Source organism: Pedobacter namyangjuensis (assembly GCF_003313325.1).
In the GTDB taxonomy this organism is placed as follows: domain Bacteria; phylum Bacteroidota; class Bacteroidia; order Sphingobacteriales; family Sphingobacteriaceae; genus Pedobacter; species Pedobacter namyangjuensis.
This window is the reverse complement of record NZ_QMHQ01000003.1, coordinates 662,539-687,144: the sequence shown is the minus strand read 5'-3', so window position 1 is coordinate 687,144 and position 24,606 is coordinate 662,539. Positions and strand designations below refer to the sequence as shown.

General features: G+C 36.1%; 22 protein-coding genes. All 22 read right to left on the bottom strand.

What is annotated here, in order from left to right; translation table 11 throughout:
- Positions 1–72: 72 nt before the first annotated feature.
- Positions 73–1,479, bottom strand: a complete 1,407-nt coding sequence (locus tag DUT69_RS14845; RefSeq protein ID WP_113654023.1) for an exosortase Y-associated Wzy-like protein — start codon at positions 1,477–1,479, stop codon at positions 73–75.
- Positions 1,479–2,678, bottom strand: a complete 1,200-nt coding sequence (locus DUT69_RS14840; RefSeq protein ID WP_113654022.1) for a glycosyltransferase family 4 protein — start codon at positions 2,676–2,678, stop codon at positions 1,479–1,481. Before DUT69_RS14840 ends, DUT69_RS14845 begins: the two co-directional genes overlap by 1 nt.
- 92 nt (positions 2,679–2,770) lie before the next feature.
- Positions 2,771–3,478 carry an FkbM family methyltransferase gene (locus tag DUT69_RS14835; RefSeq protein ID WP_162796329.1) on the bottom strand — a complete coding sequence of 236 codons (708 nt, stop codon included), beginning with the start codon at positions 3,476–3,478 and terminating at the stop codon, positions 2,771–2,773.
- Positions 3,479–3,597: 119 nt separating this feature from the next.
- Positions 3,598–4,878 carry a glycosyltransferase gene (locus DUT69_RS14830; protein WP_113654020.1) on the bottom strand — a complete coding sequence of 427 codons (1,281 nt, stop codon included), beginning with the start codon at positions 4,876–4,878 and terminating at the stop codon, positions 3,598–3,600.
- Positions 4,875–6,107: a glycosyltransferase family protein gene (locus DUT69_RS14825; protein WP_113654019.1), complete on the bottom strand. Its 1,233-nt coding sequence runs from the start codon at positions 6,105–6,107 to the stop codon at positions 4,875–4,877. The genes DUT69_RS14830 and DUT69_RS14825 overlap by 4 nt, the downstream gene beginning before the upstream one ends.
- Positions 6,108–6,112: 5 nt before the next feature.
- Positions 6,113–7,126, bottom strand: coding sequence for a glycosyltransferase family 4 protein (locus tag DUT69_RS14820; RefSeq protein WP_240186731.1), 1,014 nt, complete (start codon positions 7,124–7,126; stop codon positions 6,113–6,115).
- Positions 7,123–8,142, bottom strand: a complete 1,020-nt coding sequence (locus DUT69_RS14815) for a glycosyltransferase (protein ID WP_113654017.1) — start codon at positions 8,140–8,142, stop codon at positions 7,123–7,125. Before DUT69_RS14815 ends, DUT69_RS14820 begins: the two co-directional genes overlap by 4 nt.
- Before the next feature lie 36 nt (positions 8,143–8,178).
- On the bottom strand, positions 8,179–9,171 hold the full coding sequence (locus DUT69_RS14810; RefSeq protein WP_113654016.1) for a glycosyltransferase family 2 protein: 993 nt from the start codon (positions 9,169–9,171) through the stop codon (positions 8,179–8,181).
- Positions 9,164–10,090: a glycosyl transferase gene (locus tag DUT69_RS14805; protein ID WP_162796327.1), complete on the bottom strand. Its 927-nt coding sequence runs from the start codon at positions 10,088–10,090 to the stop codon at positions 9,164–9,166. The genes DUT69_RS14810 and DUT69_RS14805 overlap by 8 nt, the downstream gene beginning before the upstream one ends.
- Positions 10,091–10,100: 10 nt before the next feature.
- Positions 10,101–11,228, bottom strand: a complete 1,128-nt coding sequence (locus DUT69_RS14800) for a glycosyltransferase (protein ID WP_113654014.1) — start codon at positions 11,226–11,228, stop codon at positions 10,101–10,103.
- A complete protein-coding gene (locus tag DUT69_RS14795) occupies positions 11,228–12,043 on the bottom strand; it encodes a DUF5672 family protein (RefSeq protein ID WP_113654013.1) in 816 nt (271 codons plus the stop codon). Before DUT69_RS14795 ends, DUT69_RS14800 begins: the two co-directional genes overlap by 1 nt.
- 7 nt (positions 12,044–12,050) lie before the next feature.
- Entirely contained in the window at positions 12,051–12,932 is an 882-nt protein-coding gene (locus tag DUT69_RS14790) for a glycosyltransferase (protein ID WP_113654012.1), read from the bottom strand.
- A 55-nt stretch (positions 12,933–12,987) separates the two neighbouring features.
- Entirely contained in the window at positions 12,988–14,148 is a 1,161-nt protein-coding gene (gene glf / locus DUT69_RS14785) for a UDP-galactopyranose mutase (protein ID WP_113654011.1), read from the bottom strand.
- Positions 14,149–14,169: 21 nt separating this feature from the next.
- A complete protein-coding gene (locus tag DUT69_RS14780) occupies positions 14,170–15,183 on the bottom strand; it encodes a hypothetical protein (protein WP_162796326.1) in 1,014 nt (337 codons plus the stop codon).
- 30 nt (positions 15,184–15,213) lie between these two features.
- Positions 15,214–16,458: an ABC transporter ATP-binding protein gene (locus tag DUT69_RS19305; protein WP_162796325.1), complete on the bottom strand. Its 1,245-nt coding sequence runs from the start codon at positions 16,456–16,458 to the stop codon at positions 15,214–15,216.
- A 66-nt stretch (positions 16,459–16,524) separates the two neighbouring features.
- The gene (locus DUT69_RS14770; protein WP_113654201.1) at positions 16,525–16,869 is read right to left on the bottom strand and encodes a four helix bundle protein; all 345 of its coding nucleotides are present in this window, start codon (positions 16,867–16,869) and stop codon (positions 16,525–16,527) included.
- Between the two features lie 117 nt (positions 16,870–16,986).
- On the bottom strand, positions 16,987–17,844 hold the full coding sequence (locus DUT69_RS14765) for an ABC transporter permease (RefSeq protein WP_113654009.1): 858 nt from the start codon (positions 17,842–17,844) through the stop codon (positions 16,987–16,989).
- Complete coding sequence (locus DUT69_RS14760; protein WP_113654008.1) at positions 17,834–18,943, bottom strand: glycosyltransferase family 4 protein; 1,110 nt, start codon at positions 18,941–18,943, stop codon at positions 17,834–17,836. The genes DUT69_RS14765 and DUT69_RS14760 overlap by 11 nt, the downstream gene beginning before the upstream one ends.
- Positions 18,940–20,727, bottom strand: coding sequence for an asparagine synthase (glutamine-hydrolyzing) (gene asnB / locus DUT69_RS14755; protein ID WP_113654007.1), 1,788 nt, complete (start codon positions 20,725–20,727; stop codon positions 18,940–18,942). Before asnB ends, DUT69_RS14760 begins: the two co-directional genes overlap by 4 nt.
- A 133-nt stretch (positions 20,728–20,860) precedes the next feature.
- On the bottom strand, positions 20,861–21,367 hold the full coding sequence (locus DUT69_RS14750) for a UpxY family transcription antiterminator (RefSeq protein ID WP_113654006.1): 507 nt from the start codon (positions 21,365–21,367) through the stop codon (positions 20,861–20,863).
- A gap of 39 nt (positions 21,368–21,406) precedes the next feature.
- Positions 21,407–23,803 carry a GumC family protein gene (locus DUT69_RS14745; RefSeq protein ID WP_113654005.1) on the bottom strand — a complete coding sequence of 799 codons (2,397 nt, stop codon included), beginning with the start codon at positions 23,801–23,803 and terminating at the stop codon, positions 21,407–21,409.
- Positions 23,803–24,570, bottom strand: a complete 768-nt coding sequence (locus DUT69_RS14740; protein ID WP_162796324.1) for a polysaccharide biosynthesis/export family protein — start codon at positions 24,568–24,570, stop codon at positions 23,803–23,805. The genes DUT69_RS14745 and DUT69_RS14740 overlap by 1 nt, the downstream gene beginning before the upstream one ends.
- Between the last annotated feature and the right edge of the window lie 36 nt (positions 24,571–24,606).

Here is a 24,606-nt window from a genome sequence, read left to right as displayed (position 1 = left end):
TCTTTTTAAATTAAACCTTTTATCAGCAATCAAATCCATCCGAACCAACTAACCAACTAACCAACTAACCAACTAACCAACTCTTTCTAAAACTCCTTTTGCTTTCAATACCACATAAAAAATATACATGGTTACAAAACTCCAAAAAACAGCATTTACTAAAAATTCAAAACTGTTCCCTCGCCAAAAAATCTGATATAGTCCGGCAAACATTACAGCTGTGCCCATAAAGTAGCCACCGAATAACTGCTCTGCTTTCATAGAGATCCATTGAGCGATGTATCCATATAAAAATAAACCTATCCAAATGCCTATCATTCCGTAAGAGAGGTAGCAGTCAACAATATAGGCTGGTTTAGCAGAAACCATTGATTGACGATCAACAACACCAGCGTTGTAAACCCTTTGCATAACCATGTCTTCTATTATAGGTTTTCCTGGCCAAAAGAAACGAGGGATAATTGAAATCGCAGCATCCTCAACTAATTTTATTTTATAATATGGCACAAAACTAGGCGTAGTGTTAACATATTTAATAAACATATCTATTTCGGAAAATCGATAGATTAAAAATGCCCAGTTATCTTCTTGCAAAGCTTCCTGATCACTATTAAATACCGCATCTATACTTTGATCTCTAACTTCGTTTAATGCCAAACCCTGTCCAGCTAGTTTTCTGAAATTACCAATAAACGTAGGTAGAATAAAGAAAAGCATCACCAATAAAATGCTAAAAACAGGTATTACCTTTTTACCGTAGATAGGCAAAAGAAAAACCCCTAATAGCAAAACACAAATTATAATAGGCTCCTTAAAACCCGATACTAAAGCGTTCATTAAATTACTTACAAATAAAGCCCCTGCAAACCAGAAATTTGTTTTTTTCTGCTCCTTAACAGCAAAGGCTAATGCAATAGTTCCGGCTACAAAACTCAAACCAGTTAACTGTACACTAAACTGACTTAATGCGCCGACTTTACCAAAAACGTAACCTAAGGGTAAACATACAACAGAAATTCCTAACAGCAAATTACTCATGGAGGAAGTATAAACGGTATGTTTTTTTTCTACAGGATAGTCCATTTTAGCAATTATCCCATGAACCAATGCTGCATGACCTAAAACGTAAAACATTTGGCATTTTGCAATCGAAGAATATATATCGTCTTTAAACATTACGCTGTTGCCCGTATAATCCAGGTATTGGTAGCCGATAGCATTAACGTAGTAAAAAATAGAAGTACAGCACATGTACCCTGCAAAAATTACTTGCATTAAAAATATCGGACGCATTAATTGCTCGATTATTTTCATATCGTTGGGTAGCTTTTTTAATAAACCACTATAGCTTAAATAAAAAATGAAAAATGAGCCTAACCAAGCAATAATATACGATGCGTGATATTCTTTTAAAGTTGCCCAAGCTAAAAGAAAAGGTACGTATAACAGTAAATAACGAAGGGGATTGGTAGAATTCATTAGCCGTTTAAGGTTTCTAAAAATGTTGCAACCTGTTTTTCAAAACTCCAGTTTTGTATAATGCAGAAAGATGCCTTTCCCATTTTTTTTAAATCGTTTTCTTTTGATAATAAAAGCGAAATTTTAGCTTTTAAATCTATTAGGTTGTTACTTTCAAAGATATAACCATTTTCGCCATTTTTAACTAAATCTACAGCACATCCAACTTTGTCAGAAACTAAAATTGCCTTGCCAGATGCCATTGCTTCGTTTACTGCCAAACCCCAAGTTTCACTCTGAGACGGCAAACAGAAAAGATCACAAGCTTGATAGATTATTGGCATATGCGTTTGATTTTGAAAACCCATAAAATGTACAGTTGTCATGCTGAGCGTAGTCGAAATGTTATGTCCCCCATTGGAGGGGGTAGGGGGAGAACTTAATACAACCGCAGTTTTTTTCAACTGCTTCTCTAATTCCCCATTTCCTACAAATAGTAAATGAACACCAGCTAAATTCAATTCCTGAATCGCTGCTAATAGTAGCTCTGGATTTTTATTAGCCTCTAATTTCCCTGCAAAAAGTATTAGCGAATTAGCCGGCGGTATTCCTAAACTGTTTCGTAGAGCTAAAGCTTCTACATTTCTATCGCTCGAAAACCTTTTGTTATCTACCGCATGGGGTGCAAACACTAACTTTTTATTTGCAATTCCAAATTTTTGAAAATAGGTTTTGTTAGCGGTTCCAACATAAAAGGCTTTGTCTATATTTTTGTAAACCCACTTTAGAAAAATAGATCGTAGAATTTTTTTCAGCGCTCTTCTTTCACTTAATAAAGTAGAATCTCCTCTAAACCAAAGTGGAATTTTTCCTTTAAAATATCGCATCGCAGATAAATGGCTTTTATACGCCCAACCATAAATCAGTATTGCATCTGGTGAAAAAGAAGATATTTTTTCGTTCAAATCTGAATTAATAATACCTCCATAATGATGCGAACCAGAATCTTTTGATGAATTAGTTAGAAATTCGTAATTATAATCTTCTAGTAAGGGCAAGTCCCAGGCGATAATTTGCTTAAAATCTGGGTCGTATTTTGCTTTCGCTCCAGCCTCGCCCCAAGTGTAAAAAACCTTTAATTCGCATTCTTTAGCCAGCAGTTGAAAAACTGGGACATAGTATTGAATAGGGTGGGTGATGATGATGGCTAGTTTTTTCAAGAATTTACTTTAAATTGTAAGGTGATGTCTAGTTTTATTAACTGTGCTTCATCTATACTAGAGCAATACCTTGAAAATTAAGATTTTTATTTCTAATCTGGGAGTGCTAAAATTTCCGTTTCCTTGATTTCCTTTAGCCAATTACATATCGCTTTATTACCGTATCCATCAATGGTGAAAAATTGATAGCCATATTGGCTTAGAAATTCAAATATAATTTTTGGATTATCATTCAATTTATGCTGATAATTGTAGTCAAACTCGAAAATAATAATAGGTTTGCAATTTTCAATTGTTTTTGACAATCCTTTAAAAACTTCATATTCAAATCCTTCTACGTCTATTTTGATGAAGTGTATTTTTTCAATTTGATTTCCCTCTAAATAATCATCTCCTTTGATACAATCTATAATTGTATTCTTTAGCCCGTTTTCTAAAAGATTAAATGCACCAGGATTTTGATTATCTTGATTAATATGGATCTCCATAGGAGCATTGGTATTCCCTAATGCTTTATTGATAGTAGTAATTTGCGGAAATTGATTTAGCTTGATGTTTCTTTGCAGAGCATCAAAATTAATTGGAATAGGTTCAAAAGAAAATACTTTTCCATTCACTCCAGTTAATTCAGCGAAATAGAGTGTGTGGAAACCGATATTTGCTCCAACATCTAAAATATAATCTCCTTCATTGATGAATTTTTTAAAATGCTTTTTTAAGTACAGCTCATAATCGCCTGTGTAATAAATGCAAGCATCAATGAAATTTTTGGTGTTAAGGCTGATTTTAAATGAGCCCATTACTGGCGAAGTTATGGTTTCAAATTCTTTTAGCCACCTTCTATAGTATAACCAGAGAAATATTCTGAATTGGCCTTTAAATAGTTTTCTTCTTAATAATTTTTTAAGAAAAATGCTTTTCAATTGATAGTTTGATTAAATAAATCACATTGTAGCTTTGTCATGTTTTTAGCATCGTACTTGCTGAAAGCAGCCCAGTTTGTAGAAGACTTTTTATAATTACTAAGCCATTTTGCTAATTCATCATAAATAAAGTTAATAGCATTTTTTTTATCTAAGACAGAAATCACCCTACCTGCGCCACACTCATTGATAATTTTTGAAGCGCTACTTAACGGATGAAATATCGCCATCAACGGTTTGTCTGCTAGAATATACGGATAAATTTTTGATGCCGTATACTGTGGATCATCAGAGCCAACAATAATTAAGGCCTCAGCGTTTAATAGTGAGAAAATGCTATTGTAAAAAGATACTCTATCAGTTTGTTCAAATACAAATTCGCTTAAGCCCATTTCATCTGCAATGGGTTTAATTGTGGGCTTTCCCGTTCCATTGCGGGCATAACTTGTGCCAATAAAGTGAAAACGTAATCGATTGAATATTACTGGATTTTCAGCCAGACCTTTTTTAAATCCTTCAAAAAGTAAACTTACTGAGATTTTTAAATCATGGCCACCTCTACCAACGTAAACAATGTTTATCGAGTCTTTTGTTTTTGAAAAAGGCAGATTGAAAAGATTTACATTACTCTTTACAAATTCGAAATCAGGAGCATATGCACCAAAGGTGATAACTTTGGTAGGGATTGATTTTAAATTTTTATACCTGTTTTGCAAGGTATTTATGTAAGCCTGTGAAACGCTAATCAAACCATCAAGATTTTTCATTGCTATAGGTTCCAAGAACTTATTCAAACGATAAGAAAACCAATATTTTGCAGGTCTCTCGGACTTCGGCCTATTTTCGTAATAAGTAGAATGCCAAGGATCTTGCATGTCGATAGCATACGGAACGTTATATTTTTTTTTCCAATAAGCTCCAAGTATCATTACAGAAAACTCTGTGGTAGAAAAATAGATGAGGTCGTAATGTTTAGCTTTTAAAAGCTTATTCACATGTTTTCTATAAGAATACATTGACCTAAGTCCTAAGCTACCTAAACCAAACTTGCTGGTGAATTTTTTAGAAAATGCATCAACTTGATGAATAACGATGTTGGATGGTATATTTTCCAGTAGTAATTTATCTTTAGATAAATCACTATGTTTTTCAAGCACAGTTACAACTTCTGCTTCCCATCCAAATTTTTTAAAATAAGGTAAACTCATTCTAACGCGTTGCATGTCTGCAGTGTTAGAGGGAGGGAAGTAGGGAGAAATGATTAGTACCTTTTTCAAACTTTTAATACGCTTTTAACGGTGTCTAAAAAAGTAATACTTTCTAATTCCCAGTTCAATTGCGTGGCTGCTAAAGACAAGGCATTTTGTTTAGTTTGTGCTAGTAAGTCTCTATTAATGTCAAACTCAAGTATTAAATTTGCTAATGCATTGCTATCTCCAATGGGGTAACTAAAACCGACACTTGTATTTTTTGCGATAAAAGCTTTTTGCGCATCCGTTTCGGAAGCGATTACGGCTAATCCGGAAGTAAGATAAGTAAATAGCTTATTAGAAAGTGCGATATTATTGTTCTTACAAAAGCCAGTTTCTAATGCTAAACCAATGTCGAAATTTTTTGCAAAATGAAAAATCTCGTCAGGACTAATTGGTTCAACAAACTCTAATTGTTTGACTGATAAGGACGCTTGATTAGCAAACTTTAAAAAATAGTTTTTAGTGTGGTCATCAATCTTTCCCAAAATCGTAAAGCTAATATTGGCATTTTGAAGCTTTCCGATTGCTAAAATTACGTCTTCTAATCCCCTTTTTTTACCCACCGTTTGAGAAAACCAAAATAATCTCATCGCTTTTTCTGGAGACGAATTTTGTTTTTGCAAGAAACGAGAAGGAAATACGTTATTTATCACAATAGGGCGTAAATTTGGATATAAATTTTGGTAGACTTGTGCAATTAAAGGGCTCGCTGCGCTGAAATAGCTGATTTGTAGAAGATATTTGTCTTCAATAAATTTTGCTAGTTGAAAAGCCTCACTTTTAATATCGTCAGTCTGTTCTTGCCTATGAAAATCTTCAGCGTCGAAGCCACATTTTGACCCATATTTTTTACTTGCTGCAACAATTGCTGGTAGTGCACCTAAGTTATGTCCGATGTATAAATCTGCCTTAATAGACTTCGCTTTTTTAACCAAACCAAACACATTTCGTTTAATAGCCAACTCTGCTATCCCATTTCTAATACCAAAATAACGGATTAATAATTGACCAATACGATGCAAATATCTACTGATAAAATAACGAATTATTTGCTTATTGGGCGACCCGCTAACGCATATCGCTTTCCATGTCTTACTTTGTAATAATTCTGCATCTGCAAGTGTTCCCCACTCATTCCAATATTGATAAAGTACTATAACATCAAAACCTTCTGTTGAGAGTGCATCTGCTTCTTTAACTAATCTTGGATTTAAACTGGGTTGACCGGATGTTACTAAAACTATTTTCTTCATTTAGATTACTTGGTCGTCAGTTGCTTGTATAAATTTAAATATTGATTTATAATTACTTCTGCAGAAAAACGTTCTTCAAAATCCTTTCGAACAGCTTCTCTGCTCAACAGATTAACTTTGCCGACCAGTTCTACCATTTCTGCTACGGTATTACACCGAAACCCATTCAGACCATGGTTAACAACTTCTGGTACAGAACCTCTATTAAAAGCAATGACAGGCGTTCCACAGGCCATTGCCTCTGCCATCACAATTCCGAAAGGCTCATTCCATTTTATCGGCATTAAAAATGCAATGGCATTTCCAAGGAGTAATTTTTTTTGTTTATCATTTACAGCGCCGACATATTTAATTTGATCGCTCAATTTTGGTTTGATTTCCTCATCAAAATAAGTCTGATAAGCTGGGGGAATGTTGCCTGCAATCACAAGTTCCTTCCCAGTTTTTTCGGCAATAGCTATGGCAATATGAGTACCTTTTATCGGTTCGATCCTTCCCAAAAAAACCAATGGTGCATTTTGATGAACGGCTGAAACAAAATCATATTTGAATGTTTCAACACCATTATGGATCGCCGTTGATTTTGCATAGGGCATAATTTGCTTGCTGATGTATTCACTACAGCCGGTAAAGGATAACGTATTTTGTCTGAATATTTTTTGTGCGTTGATGATTTGTTTAACCGTCGGTTCACGTTGGTAAGACATCACCTTTGGGATTTTAGAGTATGCAAAAGGCAATAAATAGGCTAATCTTCCAAAACTATGGATAACATCGGGTTGAAAGCTATGCAGCTTAGCAATCGTACGCATGTTTTTAATATGATTTAAAACTCCAATATGTTGTTTTGGAAATTTGAGCAACGGAACATCAATATTTGAGTCTTCATTTGCTACGAGTAAAACCTGATGGCCTTTAGCAATTAGTCCACGCACTAAAAAGTCAATAATACGTTCAATGCCACCGTAATTTTCTGGTGGGACTGGAATAAATGGGTCAGCTATGATGGCGATTTTCAAACTTTTTTTCGGTATAAGTCAAGGTAATTGTTGGCCATATGTGTCGAGGTATAATTTTCTTCGAAGTGTTTTCTACAGGCATTCCGATCAACTTCAGCGATTTTTTGAATGGCCGCTGCCAAATCTTGGAGATTTTCGCCCTTGAAACCATTTATACCGTTGATAATGTATTCATCAAAGCAAAATCGATTGTAGCTGATTACCGGACAACCGCACGCATTTGCTTCAAGCATTGTAGTATTAAATGCTTCACTGTGGATCGTAGGAATCAATAAGGCAGCAGCTTCGTTCAATAGTTTATTTTTCTTAGCATCATCTACAGCACCAATAAATTTAATTTTTTCACCATCGCAGGCTGCCACCACCTGTTCTTCAAACCAAGCAATTTCGTTCGGATAATCACCTACTTTTCCTGCTATAATTAGTTTCCTATTGGCCATTTTCGCTAATTTAATGGCATCGGCAATGCCTTTGCTCTCCTCCATTCGCGAAATAACCACCAAAGGAGCATCTATGCTTAACGGCTTTTGGTTGTAGGTATAGAGATTTTTCGGCAAACCATTATTAACAAAGCTCCAGTTGCCTTTCAAATGTACAGATTTATCTTGGATCCATTTTCCGCAAGGACTAAAGGTGAAATTTCTTGGATTCAAGTCTACAAATCTATGAAATGAACTGCTTTCTAGTTCAGCAATGTGAAAAGTATGAATTTTTCTAGTTTTGCTCCAAATTTTCGGTAAAAAATACACCAGCCTACCGTGGTTATGAATCACATCGTATTTGTTAAATAGGAGGTGCTTCCATATTTTTTTAGCCGTGTTTTTTTGATCTAAAAAAGTACCAATTGGAATAAATTTTACACTTTCTGGAACAATCGAATCGTTGTGGCCCATCAGTGTTATTTCGTGCCCTTTAGCTAAAAGTTCGTCCATCAGGTATTGAACAACCCTTTCTGTTCCACCAACAATTTTTGGTGGAAAGGGAACAACTGGATTTACGATTTGAAGTATTTTCATTGGTGAGGTGATGCTAATTCCAAGCCATGCGTACAGTTAAATTTGATTGGCAATATTCCTTTTCCAAGAGCTGATTATTCTTGCAGTTCTCCAACCGAAAATTTTCGTGATCAGCTGAATAAAATTCCCGCCCATGACAATTTTTAGGCTTGGCTTTACGCCAATCGTTTCGACTGCCATCTTTGCAGTCAGATACACGGCCTTATCGTTGCGAAAACTAATCATTGAAAGTGATAGATATAAATTAGCGAGGGCAGTTCTCGTGCTCACGTTGTCGGCCTTTTTAAGCAGCTGTTCTTTTTTTGAGTTTAAAGCTTCAAGTTGACTTTGAAGAGCCCTGCTGGTCATTGCACCAGAAACAGATTTTGGTCGTTTATATTTTCGATAATAATTGATGCTGCTTCGATCTTTAATAATTCCCTTTGAATTTAGTAAGATTCTGCAAAAAAAATCACCATCGTCATCTAAACTTAAATGCTCGTTCCACAAACCAACTTTTGCTATTAAGTTACTGGGTGTTAACCATGCATTTGGTTGTACCATGGCAATATGACCGTCATTTAGTCCCCACAAATTCGTTAAAAATGCTATCGGATCGTTGGTGCTGAAGATATAGTTGTCTTCCATTGGATTTGGGGCCAAATTCAAATGCTCTTCTCCATCATAAAACTGAACGGTATTACAAACCACTAATTTGTCTAGCTGTGAGCCAATTAATTTGACTTGGTTTTCGATCTTATCCAAGCTTAAGATGTCATCTGCGTCTAGAAACTGAATATAACTACCTTTTGCGTGTTTTATCCCTGTATTTCTAGCTGCAGCAGCTCCTTTATTTTCTTGCGTAATAATCTTGCAATACTCATTTTCGTAGCGTTTGGCAATTTGTATAGATTGATCGGTAGATCCGTCATTAACCAAAATAATTTCTTTTTTTTTCCAGGTTTGGTTAACAGCAGATTGTAAGCATTGTTCTAAATGTGATGCTGCATTATACACCGGAATAATAATTGAAACTAATGGGCTATTCATGAATGATTTTCCACGCTGTTTCCCAATAGAATTTTTTCGACAAATCTACATAGTGATGAAGTTTGGCATTTTCCAAATTCCGAGATGGGTTAACAATATATTCTTCTTTATTCAAGATCGTTTTAGACCTGTTTGCCACTAACATTGCAGAAAGTGCTTGTTCTAGGAAATAAGTAGTTCCTTCTTTTTCTTCCAAATTTTTGCCCCAGTTTTCCAAGTGCTGCCAGCTAATGGCTGATGAGTTAAAGCCAAATGCACCCACATTAACCAGCTTGGGTATTTGTTCTCCAACCAAGTCTTCCATGAATTGCTGAGAATAACCGTAAGATTCTGCACAATCTACCATAAATAAACTACCAGAAGGTGCTTTTAGCCAGTTGATCATTTCGGTAGGTTCCTTAAAAAAAAGCATGTCTGAGTCTAGCACTAATTTATAACCATCATCAATGGTATGTATATCGGTTAACTTCCTTAGATGTGGGTAAACTGCTCTTTTATCTCGCAAGAAAGGATAGTTGTTTGTTGGAAGAAATAAATCTAAATTTCGGTTGATTTGATTCGTATCGAAAATGATCACACCAGGCATTTGTTTTTTAGTGCTACTTTTCAGGTCTTCAGTAAAGCTGCCATCATCAACTAAAGTAAATTGATACTTTTCCTTAGAAAACTTAACCAGAGAATATGCGCAGAAAAGAGTTTGATAGAGGTAATCTTTCCCGGTGAGAAAATAAACCTGTAAACCATCTTTATGGGATGGTATTACAGGCAAAGTTTGACTGGCCTTAATCATTTTATCTCTTCCCTGTAGCATCTGATAATAACTTGAAAAGCCACCAAAACGTTGGATTGTTCTGTATTTTGAACGAGGTGCTCGGTATAAGATATTAATTAAGTGCTGTAGTAGCGATGTTGGTTTCAAGATTTAAATATTAGGAAAGCTGAGCCAAGTGCGTTAAAAATTGTTGATGGATAATTTGTGGATCAAAGGTGTTTCTTCTGAAAAATTCAACCTGTGCCTTAACCTCATCGCTTCCCGCAGTTACCTGAATTAATTGTTTAATCTTATCAAAATCGTAGGTGTCTAAATAAAGTAACCATGAATTTGCTAGGCACCATTTGCCAATTGCTGATTCTGCCGGTGCAATAACTATAGATGGAATGCCAAGCTTACAGTATTGAATGAACTTACTCGGAAAGCAAGTTTTTACCCAAGGCATGGCATCCATCTCTTCTGGGTAGGGGATAATGCAGAACTTGCAGTTTTCAATTAAAAATTGACTAGCCTCTTCTGCTGTTTCGAAGAGTGGCAAATTCGTTACGTTTTCATATTTTTCACCAAGGTAATCTGCATTTTTGTTGTTCCCAATTATGGTAAAAGGAATTTTTAAATTGGATAAACAATCAGAGAATTTTTCTAGCACTGGAATAATCTCATTGTACACTGATCCTGCATAACCAATAGCTAATGGAGGATTTTTGGAGCTTGGTAAGTCTTGATCTTCGGCTGGAATAGGATAGAGTAAAGAGAATTTATTTGAAAATTCCTTCCAATTTTCGGCAAAGCCATCCGAGGCGGTAAGGACAAGCTGACTGGCCTTTAACATTTTGGCGGTGTTACTATTTATCCATTTTGAATCTCTATGAAAATTGAGCTCGTTGGTATCGTCGTGAAAAAAGGAAAGCAAAGGTAAGCGGGTCTTATTTTGCACAAATGCTGTTAATGCCAGCAGGAAGTTTCCATTTACGAAACCGAAGAGCGTATCGATTTTATGTTTTTTGATGATTGGTTTAACAAAGCGGTAATAATAAATATTGAATCTTATGAACTGAAGGATACCATAGGGCTTAAACGGCGGATAAAACCACTCTCTATTTGGAATAACATGTACTTTAAAAAGAGGGGACAAGCCTATTTTCCTACGCTGATAAGAATTTTGATCTGTAATCAAATGTATTTCATGCCCTTCGTCCGCTAACTTGGTGAAATGCCGATAAAACACCACTTCACTTGCATAGGTAGCTAAAGGAAGTATTTCTGAAATAAACAGTATTTTCATTAGTGGTTATTGGGTAATTTGATATGGCTGCTCCAAAAGTCATTATCATATTTTTCCCATGCATGGCAGCCAAATGGTAGGTCGGCATCAGATTTGATAAAATGGGAAGGATACGTTTCTACGGCAAATTTTAGCGCAATCTTTTCTGGAGGTGTTTTAAACCAAGTGAAATTCCTAACGGCGATAAGTCCCCAAAACCGATCTTCATTTTCACTAAAATCATTGAGCCAGTGAAAAGTGTTATTGGAAAAAAATAGACATTTAAGAACAATCTTAACATTTTTTAGGGAAAAATCTTTCGTTAACAAATAATAAAAGTAACCGGGTTTAATTACCAAAGAGAATGATTTCAGAATTCGAATGTGCGAGCTGATTTTCCGAAGGGAGAACCCGCCGTTGCCAACCCCTACAAATTTGCAATTTTGTTGCTGGTTTTCATACCAAGGTGCACCAATATAATCGTAATCTTGATTGCACCAATAGGCTAATTCGTTTCTAAACACCCAAGCATCAAGTTGATAGATCAGCATGAATTTAAATGAACTAAACTGTTGGTAAAATGTTAATGATAGCATTAATTTATTGTAGCCCGCAATAGTTGAAAAGTAAGTCCCGTTAAACCGCTTCACAGAGATATTCACATTCGGAAATTTTACGGTGATGGTTTCATATTCGCTTACATCGAGTTCATTTGCACACACAAAATAAAATTGATAGGCTGATAAAATTGTTAACGCTTGTGTTAAAGCTGCTTTTTCGGTCGTTGATGGAAATTTTTTATAGACGGGAATGATAATCACACAGCGTTTTTCCATCAATTACTTAAATTATATTTTTTGGTAGGTAATAAATCGTTTTGAGTAGAGAAATAGCCCAATTTCTCCACCCGAGCGCTTTCAGTGTTTTTACTTTGAAAAGTACATTAAAAAGCGAAAGTCGGCGATACTTTAATTGATGGGTCTTTAGCATCAGAAATTGATAGGCGCCCAATTCTTCGTTATTTTTCTCTTTTCTGGATAGGTTTTCGGTGGCTCTAGGTAAATCATTTTTCCATTTTTTATGAAGTTTGTAGGTTTCAGCTAACCACTTTTCGGTAAATCCTCCACTTGACAAATGACTGATTAAAATGTTGTTGGCCACCACCACCTGATGTGTTTTTCCAATAGATAATGAAAAATCTAAGTCATAACAATGGTAGTTATCAAAGGTCTTTTCATCAAATTGATTGTTTTTCCACAGACTCGTTTTTGTAGCCATGAAACAACCATCAATCGTTGCTGCGGGTGTAGGCGGATGGTTTTTATTTATTTTTTGTTGATGTGCTGGTAACGAGATTAAATTTGGATCATTTTGAATCACATTCATGCTTATCAGAGGGCTAGCTGGAAAGCTCCATCCCGAAGGTATAAGAGGTTTGTAACTACTTCCCGCCAGCCCAATAAGCCCAATATTTTTATCTTTATCGAAAAGATCGACTAAAAGTTTGCCCCAATTTTGCGTATGAAATAAAATATCTTCGTGACAGAAGCATACATACTCATAAATGGCTTTTGTTGCCCCTAGGTTGTAAGCGGCACAAATCCCCATTTGATTTTGATTCTCAATTTTGATGATTTCGAAATCCTCTCCAAGCGTTTGGTCGATATTGGCTTCAATTTGTTTAAAATTTAACTCATTGTGTGATGAGATAATTATTGAAATCATTTTTTATTGTACAGCATGAAATGGGTAACCCTTGTTGGTTGGATCTTTCGTGAAATTAACTGTCTTCTGTATTAAAAAATTTCAGGAAAGTGTCTGATGAACCTGCTTCAGCTGCAAAAAGCGAGCTTATTTTTAGCGCCTCATCAATTACATGGTGCATGTCCATGTAACGATAGGTGCCCAGACGACCAATAAAGGTGACATTTTTTTCACCTTCTGCCAATTCACGATATTTTTTTAATAGAATTTTATCAGTGTTAAGTCGTTTGGGATAGTAAGGAATATCGGTCGGCCCGGTTTCTTTGCTATATTCTTTAAAATAAATACTTTGTTCGTGGCTTTCCCAAGGAGTAAAATGTTTGTGCTCGTGAACCCTGGTATAAAGCACCGTTTCTTCGCAGTAGTTGATGACGGGATTTCCTTGAAAATCAGGGCCATCATGGAGTTCTTTTTCGAAATATATCGTTCGGTATCCTAACCTGCCTAATTTGAAGTCGAAATAAGCATCAAGTGGGCCCGAATAAAATACATGATCAAAATGCGAATTCATTTCGCTTGTATACTTATGGTTCAGCTTTAGCTTGATTTGTGGATGGTTGAGCAAATTTGAAACCACAGCGGTATAACCATCAATCGGAATTCCTTGAAATCGCGAATTATAGTAATTATCATCGTAACTGTATCTTACAGGTAAACGATTCAATATGCTCGCTGGAAGCTCCTTTGGATCACATCCCCACTGCTTAATGGTATAGCCTTTAAAAAAATTTTCATAGCAATCTTTGCCCATTAACCTTAACGCTTGTTCTTCGAAATTTTGTGGGTCAACAATAGTGGAATCACCTTGGGCACTCATAAAGGCAGCAGCCTGGCTGGGATTTAATGCGGTTTTAAAAAATTGATTAATCGTTAATAGATTGATTGGCAATGAAAATATTCCTTTCGCCGTAACAGCTTTAACCCGATTGGTGTAAGGAATAAATTCTCCGAAATTTTGAATGTATTTCCACACCACTTCATTATTGGTGTTAAAAATATGAGGGCCATAAACATGCTCCATAATATTGGTTTGGCCATCTCTCGCTGTATAGCAATTTCCTGCGATGTGATTTCTTTCATCAACCACTAAAACCTCAAAGTTGTTCGTTACAGCCAGCTCTCTCGCCATCACTGCCCCTGAAAACCCTGCGCCTACAATTAAGATCTTTTTTTTCATTTCTGGTGAATAAAATTCATTTTAGGAATGTGGCTTACTAATCAATTTAATGAAATTTTCAACTTGGGTATCAAACTCTTTTTCTTGGTTCAAGATCGCTGATCTATAATGAGTGAAATTTTGGTGATGTGCATCGAAATTTTTGAATATATCGGCAATCAAATCAAAGATTTGTTGTTTTGATTTTAATGGGTCAGCAAATTTATACTTGTTACTGATTGGTAAATCAAGGTCGTTCTTTGCCGCACCTTTTGTATTTGAAATAACCACACAGTTGTTGATTGCGGCCTCTCTGGGGATTCTGTCTTTACCGGGGTGATTGCCAAAATCAACATATATTTTTGAAGAAGCCAGCAGTAGCCCTAATGCTTTTGGCTGTAGATTGCTTAAGGGCTTCCATATGAACCGATCCCGGGAAGCGTTGATCAACTGCTCAGTGATCTCAAAGCCTTTGATCGGATTATATAAAATCAAATTTTCTTTGGTCGGATTAACATCCGAAATGACATCGCTATTGATAAAATCTTCAAGTGGCAATAGAATTTTCGGATTAAAATGTTTCTTTAAAAATAGTTGAGCATAGGCTGATTGATAAAAGCAACAAAAAAAGTTTGACTTTTTCATCATAGCATTGATGATGTGATACGGATGCCAATTGATTATTTTTTTGATGATTCTTTTCAAGTTGGGCTTCAGGTATTGCTGAACCGAGAGGTTGTTTATGATAAAAAAATTGTCGATGCTCAACCACCAATAACATAATTTTATTTTTTGATAGGTAATATGACCAATCGATATTTCTGGAATCACCAAATAATTAGCCTGATCATCTTGAATTTCCAAAGTAACTTCAGATTCTTTCGTTACATATTTTTTAAATCGAGGTGGCGTAGGGTCATTTGAATTATCAACCTGCTTGTCTGTATAGAAAATAAAAGAATGCATAGACTTTTCAATCAGCTTGGCATGCAATTGATGTAAAAGCTCCGTTCCTCCAGTAGCCATATAAGCTGGGCAAAGAATATAGATCTTCATTAGTGCTTATAAATTATTTTGGTACAGCCATTAGGCTTTCCATTCGAAAGGATTTAACAAAATTCCTCTTACTCCTTTTTCTAGAATTTCATTTTTGTTTCTTGGTTCAACACTGATGGTTAGGTAGCAATCATTTTGCTCAATTACTTCGCCATCATGTTGCCATAATGCACCTTCTAGGTAATAATTCCCAGCTTTGAGCAGGTTGCTCGGGAATTCAATTTTAATAACCTGATTGTTTTTAGCAGCATCAAAGTTGTCAAACACTGGCGTAGACATGACTGCATCGCCCTGCTCATTAAAAATTGTGCATCCAAAGTTCACGCCTTTAGACGAATCGAGGCTAATTTCAAATCTTAAATGGCTTTTCTGATCAAATGAAGTAATCGTGCTAAGTACCTCATCCGTTTCATTGACCAATGAGATCTTGCTAATCTTTTTTTTCACATCAGTCTCATTAACATAAAAACTCTGTTTATTGGACATGATATTTTGGTGATAGATACCTATGCCCAAATTTACCGCCCCATCAAAACGAATTCCACCTTGGTCTAAGATGATGGATCGATTACAAAGCTGTTGCACACTCCCCATATTATGGCTCACAAAAAGCACCGTTCTACCTTCGCCTTTGCTTACTTCGCCCATTTTACCAAGGCATTTCTTTTGAAATTCTGCATCGCCTACGGCTAAAACTTCATCAACAATTAAAATTTCGCTTTCCAAATGAGCGGCTACTGCAAAGGCTAAACGCACATACATACCAGACGAATAACGTTTTACAGGTGTGTCTATGTAACGTTCAATGCCTGCAAAGTCAACAATCTCATCAAATTTGCGTTGAATTTCTTTTTTGCGCATGCCTAAAATGGCGCCGTTTAGGAATATGTTTTCCCTGCCGCTAAGTTCTGGGTGGAAACCGGTACCAACTTCTAATAAACTGGCGATTCGACCTTTTCCGGATATTTTCCCGGTAGTGGGGGCGGTAACTTTGCTCAAAATCTTCAGTAGGGTACTTTTACCAGCACCATTTCTGCCGATAATACCTACTGCACCACCCTGTTCAATTTCAAAATTGATGTCTTTTAAACTCCAAACAATATCACTACTGCCTTTTGTGCTGCGGTCGTTAGTTTCGCCAATCCTTAAAAAAGGATCTTCTTTACCACGCATTCGAGCGTACCAACGCTCCAAATCGCGACTGATTGTGCCTGTACCGATTTGACCTAGTCGATAAGCTTTGGAGAGGTTTTCTACTTTTATAGCGATGCTCATTAGTTGTTCGTTATTCGTCTTTCGTTGTTCATTTATAAGGAAGTAGAATGATGGATAATAATTTAATTAATTCAGAGACTTAATTAATTTGTTCAACATCATTTTTATGCTAATGATTTCAGTATCAATTTTAAAATATGTTTCTTCAGTCAAATAAGCTAAACTTTTAGCCAAATAGAGATGATAATGTGTTTCGGCTAACGATCCCTTTGCAATAAATAAAAACTGTATAAACTCCTTCGTATATTGTCTAGCTTGCCCCTCTACAATATTAGTCGGCACACTCGAGGCACTTCTTCTAATTTGAGCAGTTAAGCCGAACATTTCTTCTTTCGGAAATTGTTTTGTTACCAAATAAATGGATATTGTTAAGTCGTGAGCCTTTTTCCAAACTTCCAATTTATTTTCCATGATATAATCTGAATTTAAGTTATAATCAAGGATGATTGATTTGTACTGAATATAGCTAAAAATAGGCAACATTATATTTGATTTCTAGAACGAAAAACGACAGACGAAAAACGAAACCTACACAGTATCCACAAAATTTCTTTCCACTTTATTAAAAATAACAATTCCGAAGATCAGGAAAAACAAAGTTACACCAGTTGCATAGCCTAAGCTTCCCCAACTAAAACTACCTTCGCCTAAAAAGCCGTATCTGAAGGTTTCTATTATCGGCGTCATTGGGTTGTATGCAATAATCCAGGCATAAGCCGGATACTTATTAAAAGCTTCGGATAGCGGATAAATCACCGTTGTGGCATACATCAATAATTGTACGCCAAAAGTAACAAGAAAGGCTAAATCGCGGTATTTGGTGGTCATGGCCGAAATAATCATTCCTGTTCCCAAGCCTAGCAAAGCCATTAAAACGACAATTAGGGGGAAAAGCGCAATTGCCCAAGTTATGTTAAATGAAGCGCCAACTACAAAATAATAGTAAGCCATCATTAGTAGAAATAAAATCATTTGCACACCAAAGCGAACCAGATTGCTTACCACAATGCTTAGTGGCATAATTAGTCTAGGGAAATAAACCTTTCCAAAAATGTTAGCATTGTCTTTAAACACCGTTGAGGTTTTGGTAAGGCAGTCGGCGAAGTAATTCCAAGCGGTAATACCGGCCATGTAAAATAATGGTTTTGGCAGATCATCTGTAGATATACCTGCCAAATTCCCGAAGATAAAAGTAAAAATAATGGTGGTAAATAATGGTTGAATAAAAAACCACAGCGGACCGAGTACCGTCTGTTTGTAAAACGAAACAAAATCTCGCCTAACCAATAGTCCTAACAAATCTCTATAGGCCCAAACTTCTTTAAGCTTAAGGTCTAAAAGTGAGCTTTTAGACTCAATGGTCCAATTATGTTGGTTAGTTTGCATGTTGTGTTATTAGAGCTTCAACTTTTTCTGCATAACGCTCAAAGCCAAAGTTTGCTATTGCTTTTTGCCTGTTTTCAGCTGTCGTAGTTTTGGCTGGCGGATTAACTATCAATTTGTTAAGCGCATTATAAATGGCGTCATTATCATCTGGATCAACTAATAATCCTAATTCTCCGTTCAAAAGAGCGTCAGTACTTCCATCGGCATTGCCTGCAATTACATTACATCCGTAGCCAATGGCCTCAATAAAAACCAATCCAAAACCCTCACCCTTGCTGGGCATTACAAATATGTCCGCCTTGCGGTAAAACTGTTCCAGTTCTTCATCGCTTACATAGCCAGTTAAGGTAACATTTGCGCTTATTCCTAAACGATCAATTAATTTTTGGATTCTTTCTCTCTCATTTTCATCGGCTTTGCCAACAATAAAATAACTTAGATTAGGGTGTGCTTTAATCAAATCTTTTAAGGAAAGTAAAACCAAATCATAACCTTTGTACTGTTCAAAGGATGAAAGTCTGCAAGTAGTAAGCAGTATTTTGTGGTCGGCAGGTACATTGTATTTTGCTAGCACAGCTGATGAAGGATTCGGCTCATTGTCGAAATTAAAATCCTTTGATAAGCTATTGTTCAGAACGCTAATTTGCTTACTAGGTATTTTATGCAAGCTTATAAGCTGGTTTGCCGTGTAATTACTTACTGCCCAAATCTCCAGCTTTGCTAAAAATTTCACCTTCCAACTTGCAAGTGGCTTCCACACTTCAATTCCATGGGCAATTAAAACAATTCTCTTTTTAGGATTGATTTGTCTGATTGCTTTGGCAAAAATAAGTAAGTGTATATGGCTCAGGATAATTACATCTGCCTTAAATCCTTGTTTTATCGTTTCTAACGCGAAGCTAACTTTATTGCCATTAAAAGCTTTATAGTTGTTTTGGGGCGAAGCTTTATCATAAAGTGATAAGGTCAAATGATTTGCAATGGAAGCTCTGCTTTTTATCAACTCAAATACATCTAAAAAATTACGACAAACTTTTTCTATTCCCCCAATTAAATCGAAGGTGTAGAGGGTTAGAAATAGAACGTTTTTGCTTTTCAATTTTTATGGTTTTTTACCACCTGATACAGTGCAAATGCTTTAGACCAATGCATTTTATTTGCTTTAAACTGTTTTATTAGTTTTTTAGCATAGTCATTATTGTTGTAAATCTTCTCATCCGTAATTTGGTTGCCTTCCAAAAACCATTTTTGCAAAGGGAAACTAAATCCCATTTTAGGCCTGTTCCAAATAGCTTTCGGTAAAATATTTTTAAAAGCCTCGATTAATATTCCCTTTGGTCTTTCTTTAAAACGTTGATTATTGGAAATTTTATTTGTTGTATTTACAAAACGCTGATCTAAAAATGGCACCCGAACCTCTATTCCGTGGGCCATACTCATAAAATCGGTGTCTTTTAATAGCTGATTTTGCATAAACAAATTGGTTTCGAACCAAGAGGCACGTTCTTCGCCTTCTAATTCAGAAATTTCTTGGCCTATCGGGAAGTTTTCAAACAAGTTGTCAATTTGTGACTTGCTGATTTTGAGTACTTTCGCAATTGACTCTGGAATAAAAAAACCTCTTAAAAAAAGATATTCTCCTACCGGATTTTTATAACTGAGGTAATAAATACGTTTCAACTTTTCTGAGGGAAGTTTGGCACTGAGTTTTAAAATAAATCGTGGTAGCTTTTTTAGCTTTTTAATTAATTCCATCCTTTTAAAAGATGGATAACCACCGTATAATTCATCTGCACCGATACCAGATAGAACCGCTTTAAGGCCATTTTCTTTAGCGCATTTGTTAACAAACCACGAATTTATTCCATCGTTAGTAGGCTGGTCCATGCTTGCTAAAACTGAATCAAAGTTGGCTTCAAAATCTTTATTTGTAACTCGGTAGGAGGTATGTTCGCCTGCTATGTTTTCGCTAACTAGCTTTTGATATTTTTCTTCAGAAAACTGTTCTTCAACAAAGTTGATGGAAAGAGAGTTTAGGTTGTTACCAACAACATCGTTAGCTAACAAGGTAATAATGCTTGAGTCTATTCCGCCACTTAAAAAAACACCAATTGGCGCATCAGAAATCAAATGGCTTTTTACAGCGTTTTTTAACTTTTTGTTAATAGCTTCGGTGGCAATTTCTTCTTTAAGAATAGTTTTTTCTGGCTTTGCGGTTTTAAAACTATTTATTTTAAAGCTAGTCGTTTCATGATTCCATTCTAAGAAACTGCCAGGTGTCAACGAAAATACATTTTTTAGCGTAGTGTAAGGGTGGGGGATATGTCCGAATGCTAAAAAATACACTCGCCAATCTTGGTTTTCTTCTAATTTATAATCCGTTTGTTTAAAAGCCTTCACTTCCGACGCGAAAATCAGTTTTTCACTTTGTGTGGTAAAGTAAAGTGGTTTAATGCCCGATTGATCTCTTACTAAGTAGGTGGTATTTTCTGCAGAATTATGCAGCGCAAAGGCAAACATCCCTTCCAATTTTCTGAACACTTTAGTTCCCCACGCTTCGAAACCCGCCAAAATTACTTCAGTATCTGTTTGGGTTGTAAAAGTTAAGCCGAATTCTTTAAGTTCTTGCTTTAATTCTAAGTAATTGTAAATCTCTCCATTAAAACTAACGCTTAAGTTTTTTCGCAACATGGGTTGATGTCCGGCTGGAGAGAGGTCAATTAATGCTAATCGGCGATGCCCAAAAACTGTGTTTGTAGTAGGCTGATAAAACCCTTCATCATCTGGTCCGCCCTGCGCCATAACATCGCACATTCGCCTAACATTTTCGCTAATGGCTAACGAGTTAGAGTTTGGGTCGATAATTCCTGCTATGCGGCACATTAATAATTTCGTTTCTCGTCTTTCGTTTCGCCTGTCTTGAGACTTCGTACTTAGGACTTTAGCCTTGCTGACTAAACACAGCTCCGCCCTCTCAGTCACATGATAGTTCTGTAACCTACTGATTTTTAATTGTTTACCTCAAGCTCTCTATGAAAGCCATAGAAGTGTTTATTTTTATCGCATGGCCTAAAGATTCTAACCTTAAAACAATGCTTTTTTTGCTTCTTAATGATACTAGCTCGGCTATAATCCCTTTAAAAGGTCCAGCTTTTATTAGTACTTTTTCACCTACTTCAAGTTCCTGTTCAATAACTTCAAGATCTGCCTCTTCTGCTAACAGCAATTTTAAATCCTCTAGCTGCTTGTTCGGCATGGAGGCAATTTTCCCAGAAAAATAAATGAACCTGCTTACGCCATTTGTTGATAATACTTCTGTTTGCTCAGCCGAAGAAATGTATACAAACAAATACGATTTAAGCAATGGCTCTTCAACAATTTTTTTTCTATCGCTCCATTGTTTTTCTACCTTTTTTAACGGTAGGTAAGTGGTAATGTTTTTCTTCTCTAGTGCTTCTGCTGTTTTTTTCTCTGCCCTAGAACGTGTATAAATCGGATACCATTTGTAAGTCTTGTCAATCATTAACTAAAAAACTAACCACCTAAAAAACAAAACAACTACTTACTTTTTCTTCCAAAACTCCCACCATTTTTTAGGGTCGTTATCATAATATCCAGAGCCCGAGTATCCTGAGTAATCTGAATAGTAATATGTGCTATTGCCACCACCTCTAGAGTAATCTGTAGTATAATAGTTAGAGTGTAATGCATCATCTCCAAATGCATTTAATACGATGGCCATATTATTTAACCCATATTCGCGTGATAAACGCTCTGGAATTGCCGCTGCCCTCAACTGCGATTTTCCAGATCTAATAACAAAAATATTTACATCGCTTTGGCGGATAACCGGAATAGCATCAGAAACTAAACCAACAGGAGCTGTATCAACTAAAACATAGTCGTATTTAGGTGCTAACAAAGCCAATAACTCTTTCATTTTTTCGGTATGCAAAAGCTCCGACGGGTTGGGCGGAACCGGACCAGATGGCATAAAATCTATCCCATGCATTTGGTCGAACATAATTACCGATTCTATGGTTTCATGACCTGCTAAAACAGAACTTAAACCTTTTTTATTATCGCTTCCAAACGCCTTATGCAATTTAGATTTCCGCAAATCTGCAGCAATAAGGATTACTTTTTTGTCAATTAAAGCAAGTGTGCTGGCTAGATTTATCGTTACAAACGATTTCCCTTCTCCAGAAACTTCAGAGGTTACACATATCGTTTTGCTTTGTTTATGGCTAGCCATAAAGCTTAAGTTTGTTCTAACAGAACGTACCGATTCAGCAAAAACCGATTTAGGCTGCGCCAATGAAAGTGCTTGCCTGCTGTCTTTATCAATAAAGTCTGGGAACTTTCTTATAACTCCGATGATTGGCGTATTAGTTAAGCCCTCAACCGTTTCTTTGTCGTAGATATATGGGTTTAGGAAACGTACGAGTAAAATTAAACCAACTCCGGCAGCTAATCCTAACAACACTGCATAAGTATATATTTTTTCTGAGCCAGGGGCGATAGAGTAAAAAGAAGGGTAGGCGATATTAACAATGGCCGCACCCGGAACTACCGCTGCTGCATTCATTTCTGCCTCCAGCTTTTTCTCCGATAGATAAGAACGCACTTTGTTATTAACCTCAAAATTTGAATTTAACTTAACCAAGTTTTGTTCCTTTGCAGGTATCTGGCTAATATTTTGATTAACCTGCGCAATTTGGTTGTCTAAAAACCTAACGGTAGCTTGGTTACGTTCTCTAAGCGATCTGATGTTACTACGAATAGACTGTTTAATACTTGCAATTTGATTATCAATATCCTTAATAGGCTGCGAATTGGCATTAAATTGGGTTAGTTTCAACTCCCTATTGGTTATTAATGTATTAAGTTGGCCTATTAAACCACCTAACATTGTTCCTATGTTTCCCTCTAAATCTAAGTTAATGTCTATTTTATCTCTGTTATTATTCAGCTGAGATTCGAGCTGCCTAATACCTAAAGCTTCAATATCCAACATCGATTTCTGCTTCTCGAAATCAGATAGTTTTCCTACCGTCATAGAAGTGGCACTGTTCATATCCACAACTTTGTTTTTGGTTTTGTAGTCAGCTAAGCTACTACCAGATTTGCCGGCCTCAACATCAATAAAGCCTAATTGACTATTAATAAAATCAACAGTTTGTTTGGCAGATTTTCTCTTGTCGATGATGTCGTAAGCTATATATTCTTTCATTACAGCATTTAAAGCGTCTGCTGCAAAAACAGCGTTGCCATCCGTCATGCTCAAACTCATAATATTGGTAAAACGAGCAGCTTCACTAACATTTAGTCCGCCTAAAATTCTGCCAATAAACTCTTCCTTACCATTAAATTTAAAGCTGTATTTTGCGCCAACAGGTAGCTTTGTTTTAATAGCAAACTCCATGTTTCCCAAGTTTAACGTCTGGTTATAGGCGTAAGTTACAGGCTTGGCATTGGGCTCATCTGTACTTAAACTAAACTTGTTGTTTTCTAATCCTTCTAGGTGATATATTCCACGGCCAAAGTTTACCGAATCTTGTTTAATAATAGCTATCTCAAACGGAACATCCGGGTATAACTCACTCGTTTTAATCCTTCCTACCAGATAATAGGACACCTTATAATCTAGGTTAGCTATCGCATTTGCGATAACATCATTAGACTTTATTACATAACTTTCTGCCTGGATTTTATCGGTATAATTATAAACCTGCGAAGGCATTTGCGATGTGCCCAATGATGGATTGCTTTCTTGTAATTTCAGCGAAGCTGAAGTCATATAAACAGGAACAGTATAAAGCAATTTAACCTTTGCGCCAGCTAAGGCTAATAAAACACAGGCTAAAATCCAATACCACCTACTTAAAAATACTTTAAATATTTTTAAAAAGTCTATACTTTGACTAGGTTTCTTTATAACTACAGGGTTGTTCTCCATTACTTGCTTAAAGTGAAAATTAAAACGGCAAGGTTAACTACAACGAGAAGCGGCTGTACAATATTGTTAAAACTTTGCAAACGCTCGCTCAAAGCCGAGTTTTTGGTAGGTTGCAAAACTATGATATCGTTATTTTGAAGGATAATTTTTTTGCTGGCCAAACTGTTAATGTCATTTAAGTTAACATAAATCAATTCTGGATTAGCTCTATCCCCTCTAATAATTTTCAGTGTCTTCGGGTCGGCAGTTTTGGTAATACCACCAGCTTCGCCAATAATTTCGATTAATGAGGTATTGTCTTTTTCTAGAAGGAAATTGCCCTGCTTGCTAAATTCACCTAATAGCGTCACTTTTAAATTAACCAAACTCAGCTCGATTATTGGGTCTTTTAACAGTTTTTCGCCGTAAAGATTTTGTATTTTAGCAGCAGCTTCACGTCTGCTTAAACCAACTACAGCTACTTTTCCGATAGCTGGTAAATTAACGTTACCCTCTAAATCCACCGGGTACGACGTTACATTTTGAGCGCTTCCTGTAACGCTACTGCCCGATGAAGAAGCGGTTCCGCCACCTAAATTGCTGTTTGAGGCTCCAAATTCTTTATTTTGTACATTGCGAATAGCAAGCTGATCGTTAGCCTTTATTTTATAGTAGGCGTCTGCCATTCCTTGGTCGTTAACCACATAAACCTGTTTTATGGTATCCGTAACCACATCTGTTTGTGCGTTAAATAGCGTTCTCGATTTTCTAGAACCACAAGAACTCATACAAATAACAAGTATAAGCGCTGACCAAAGAGCTGG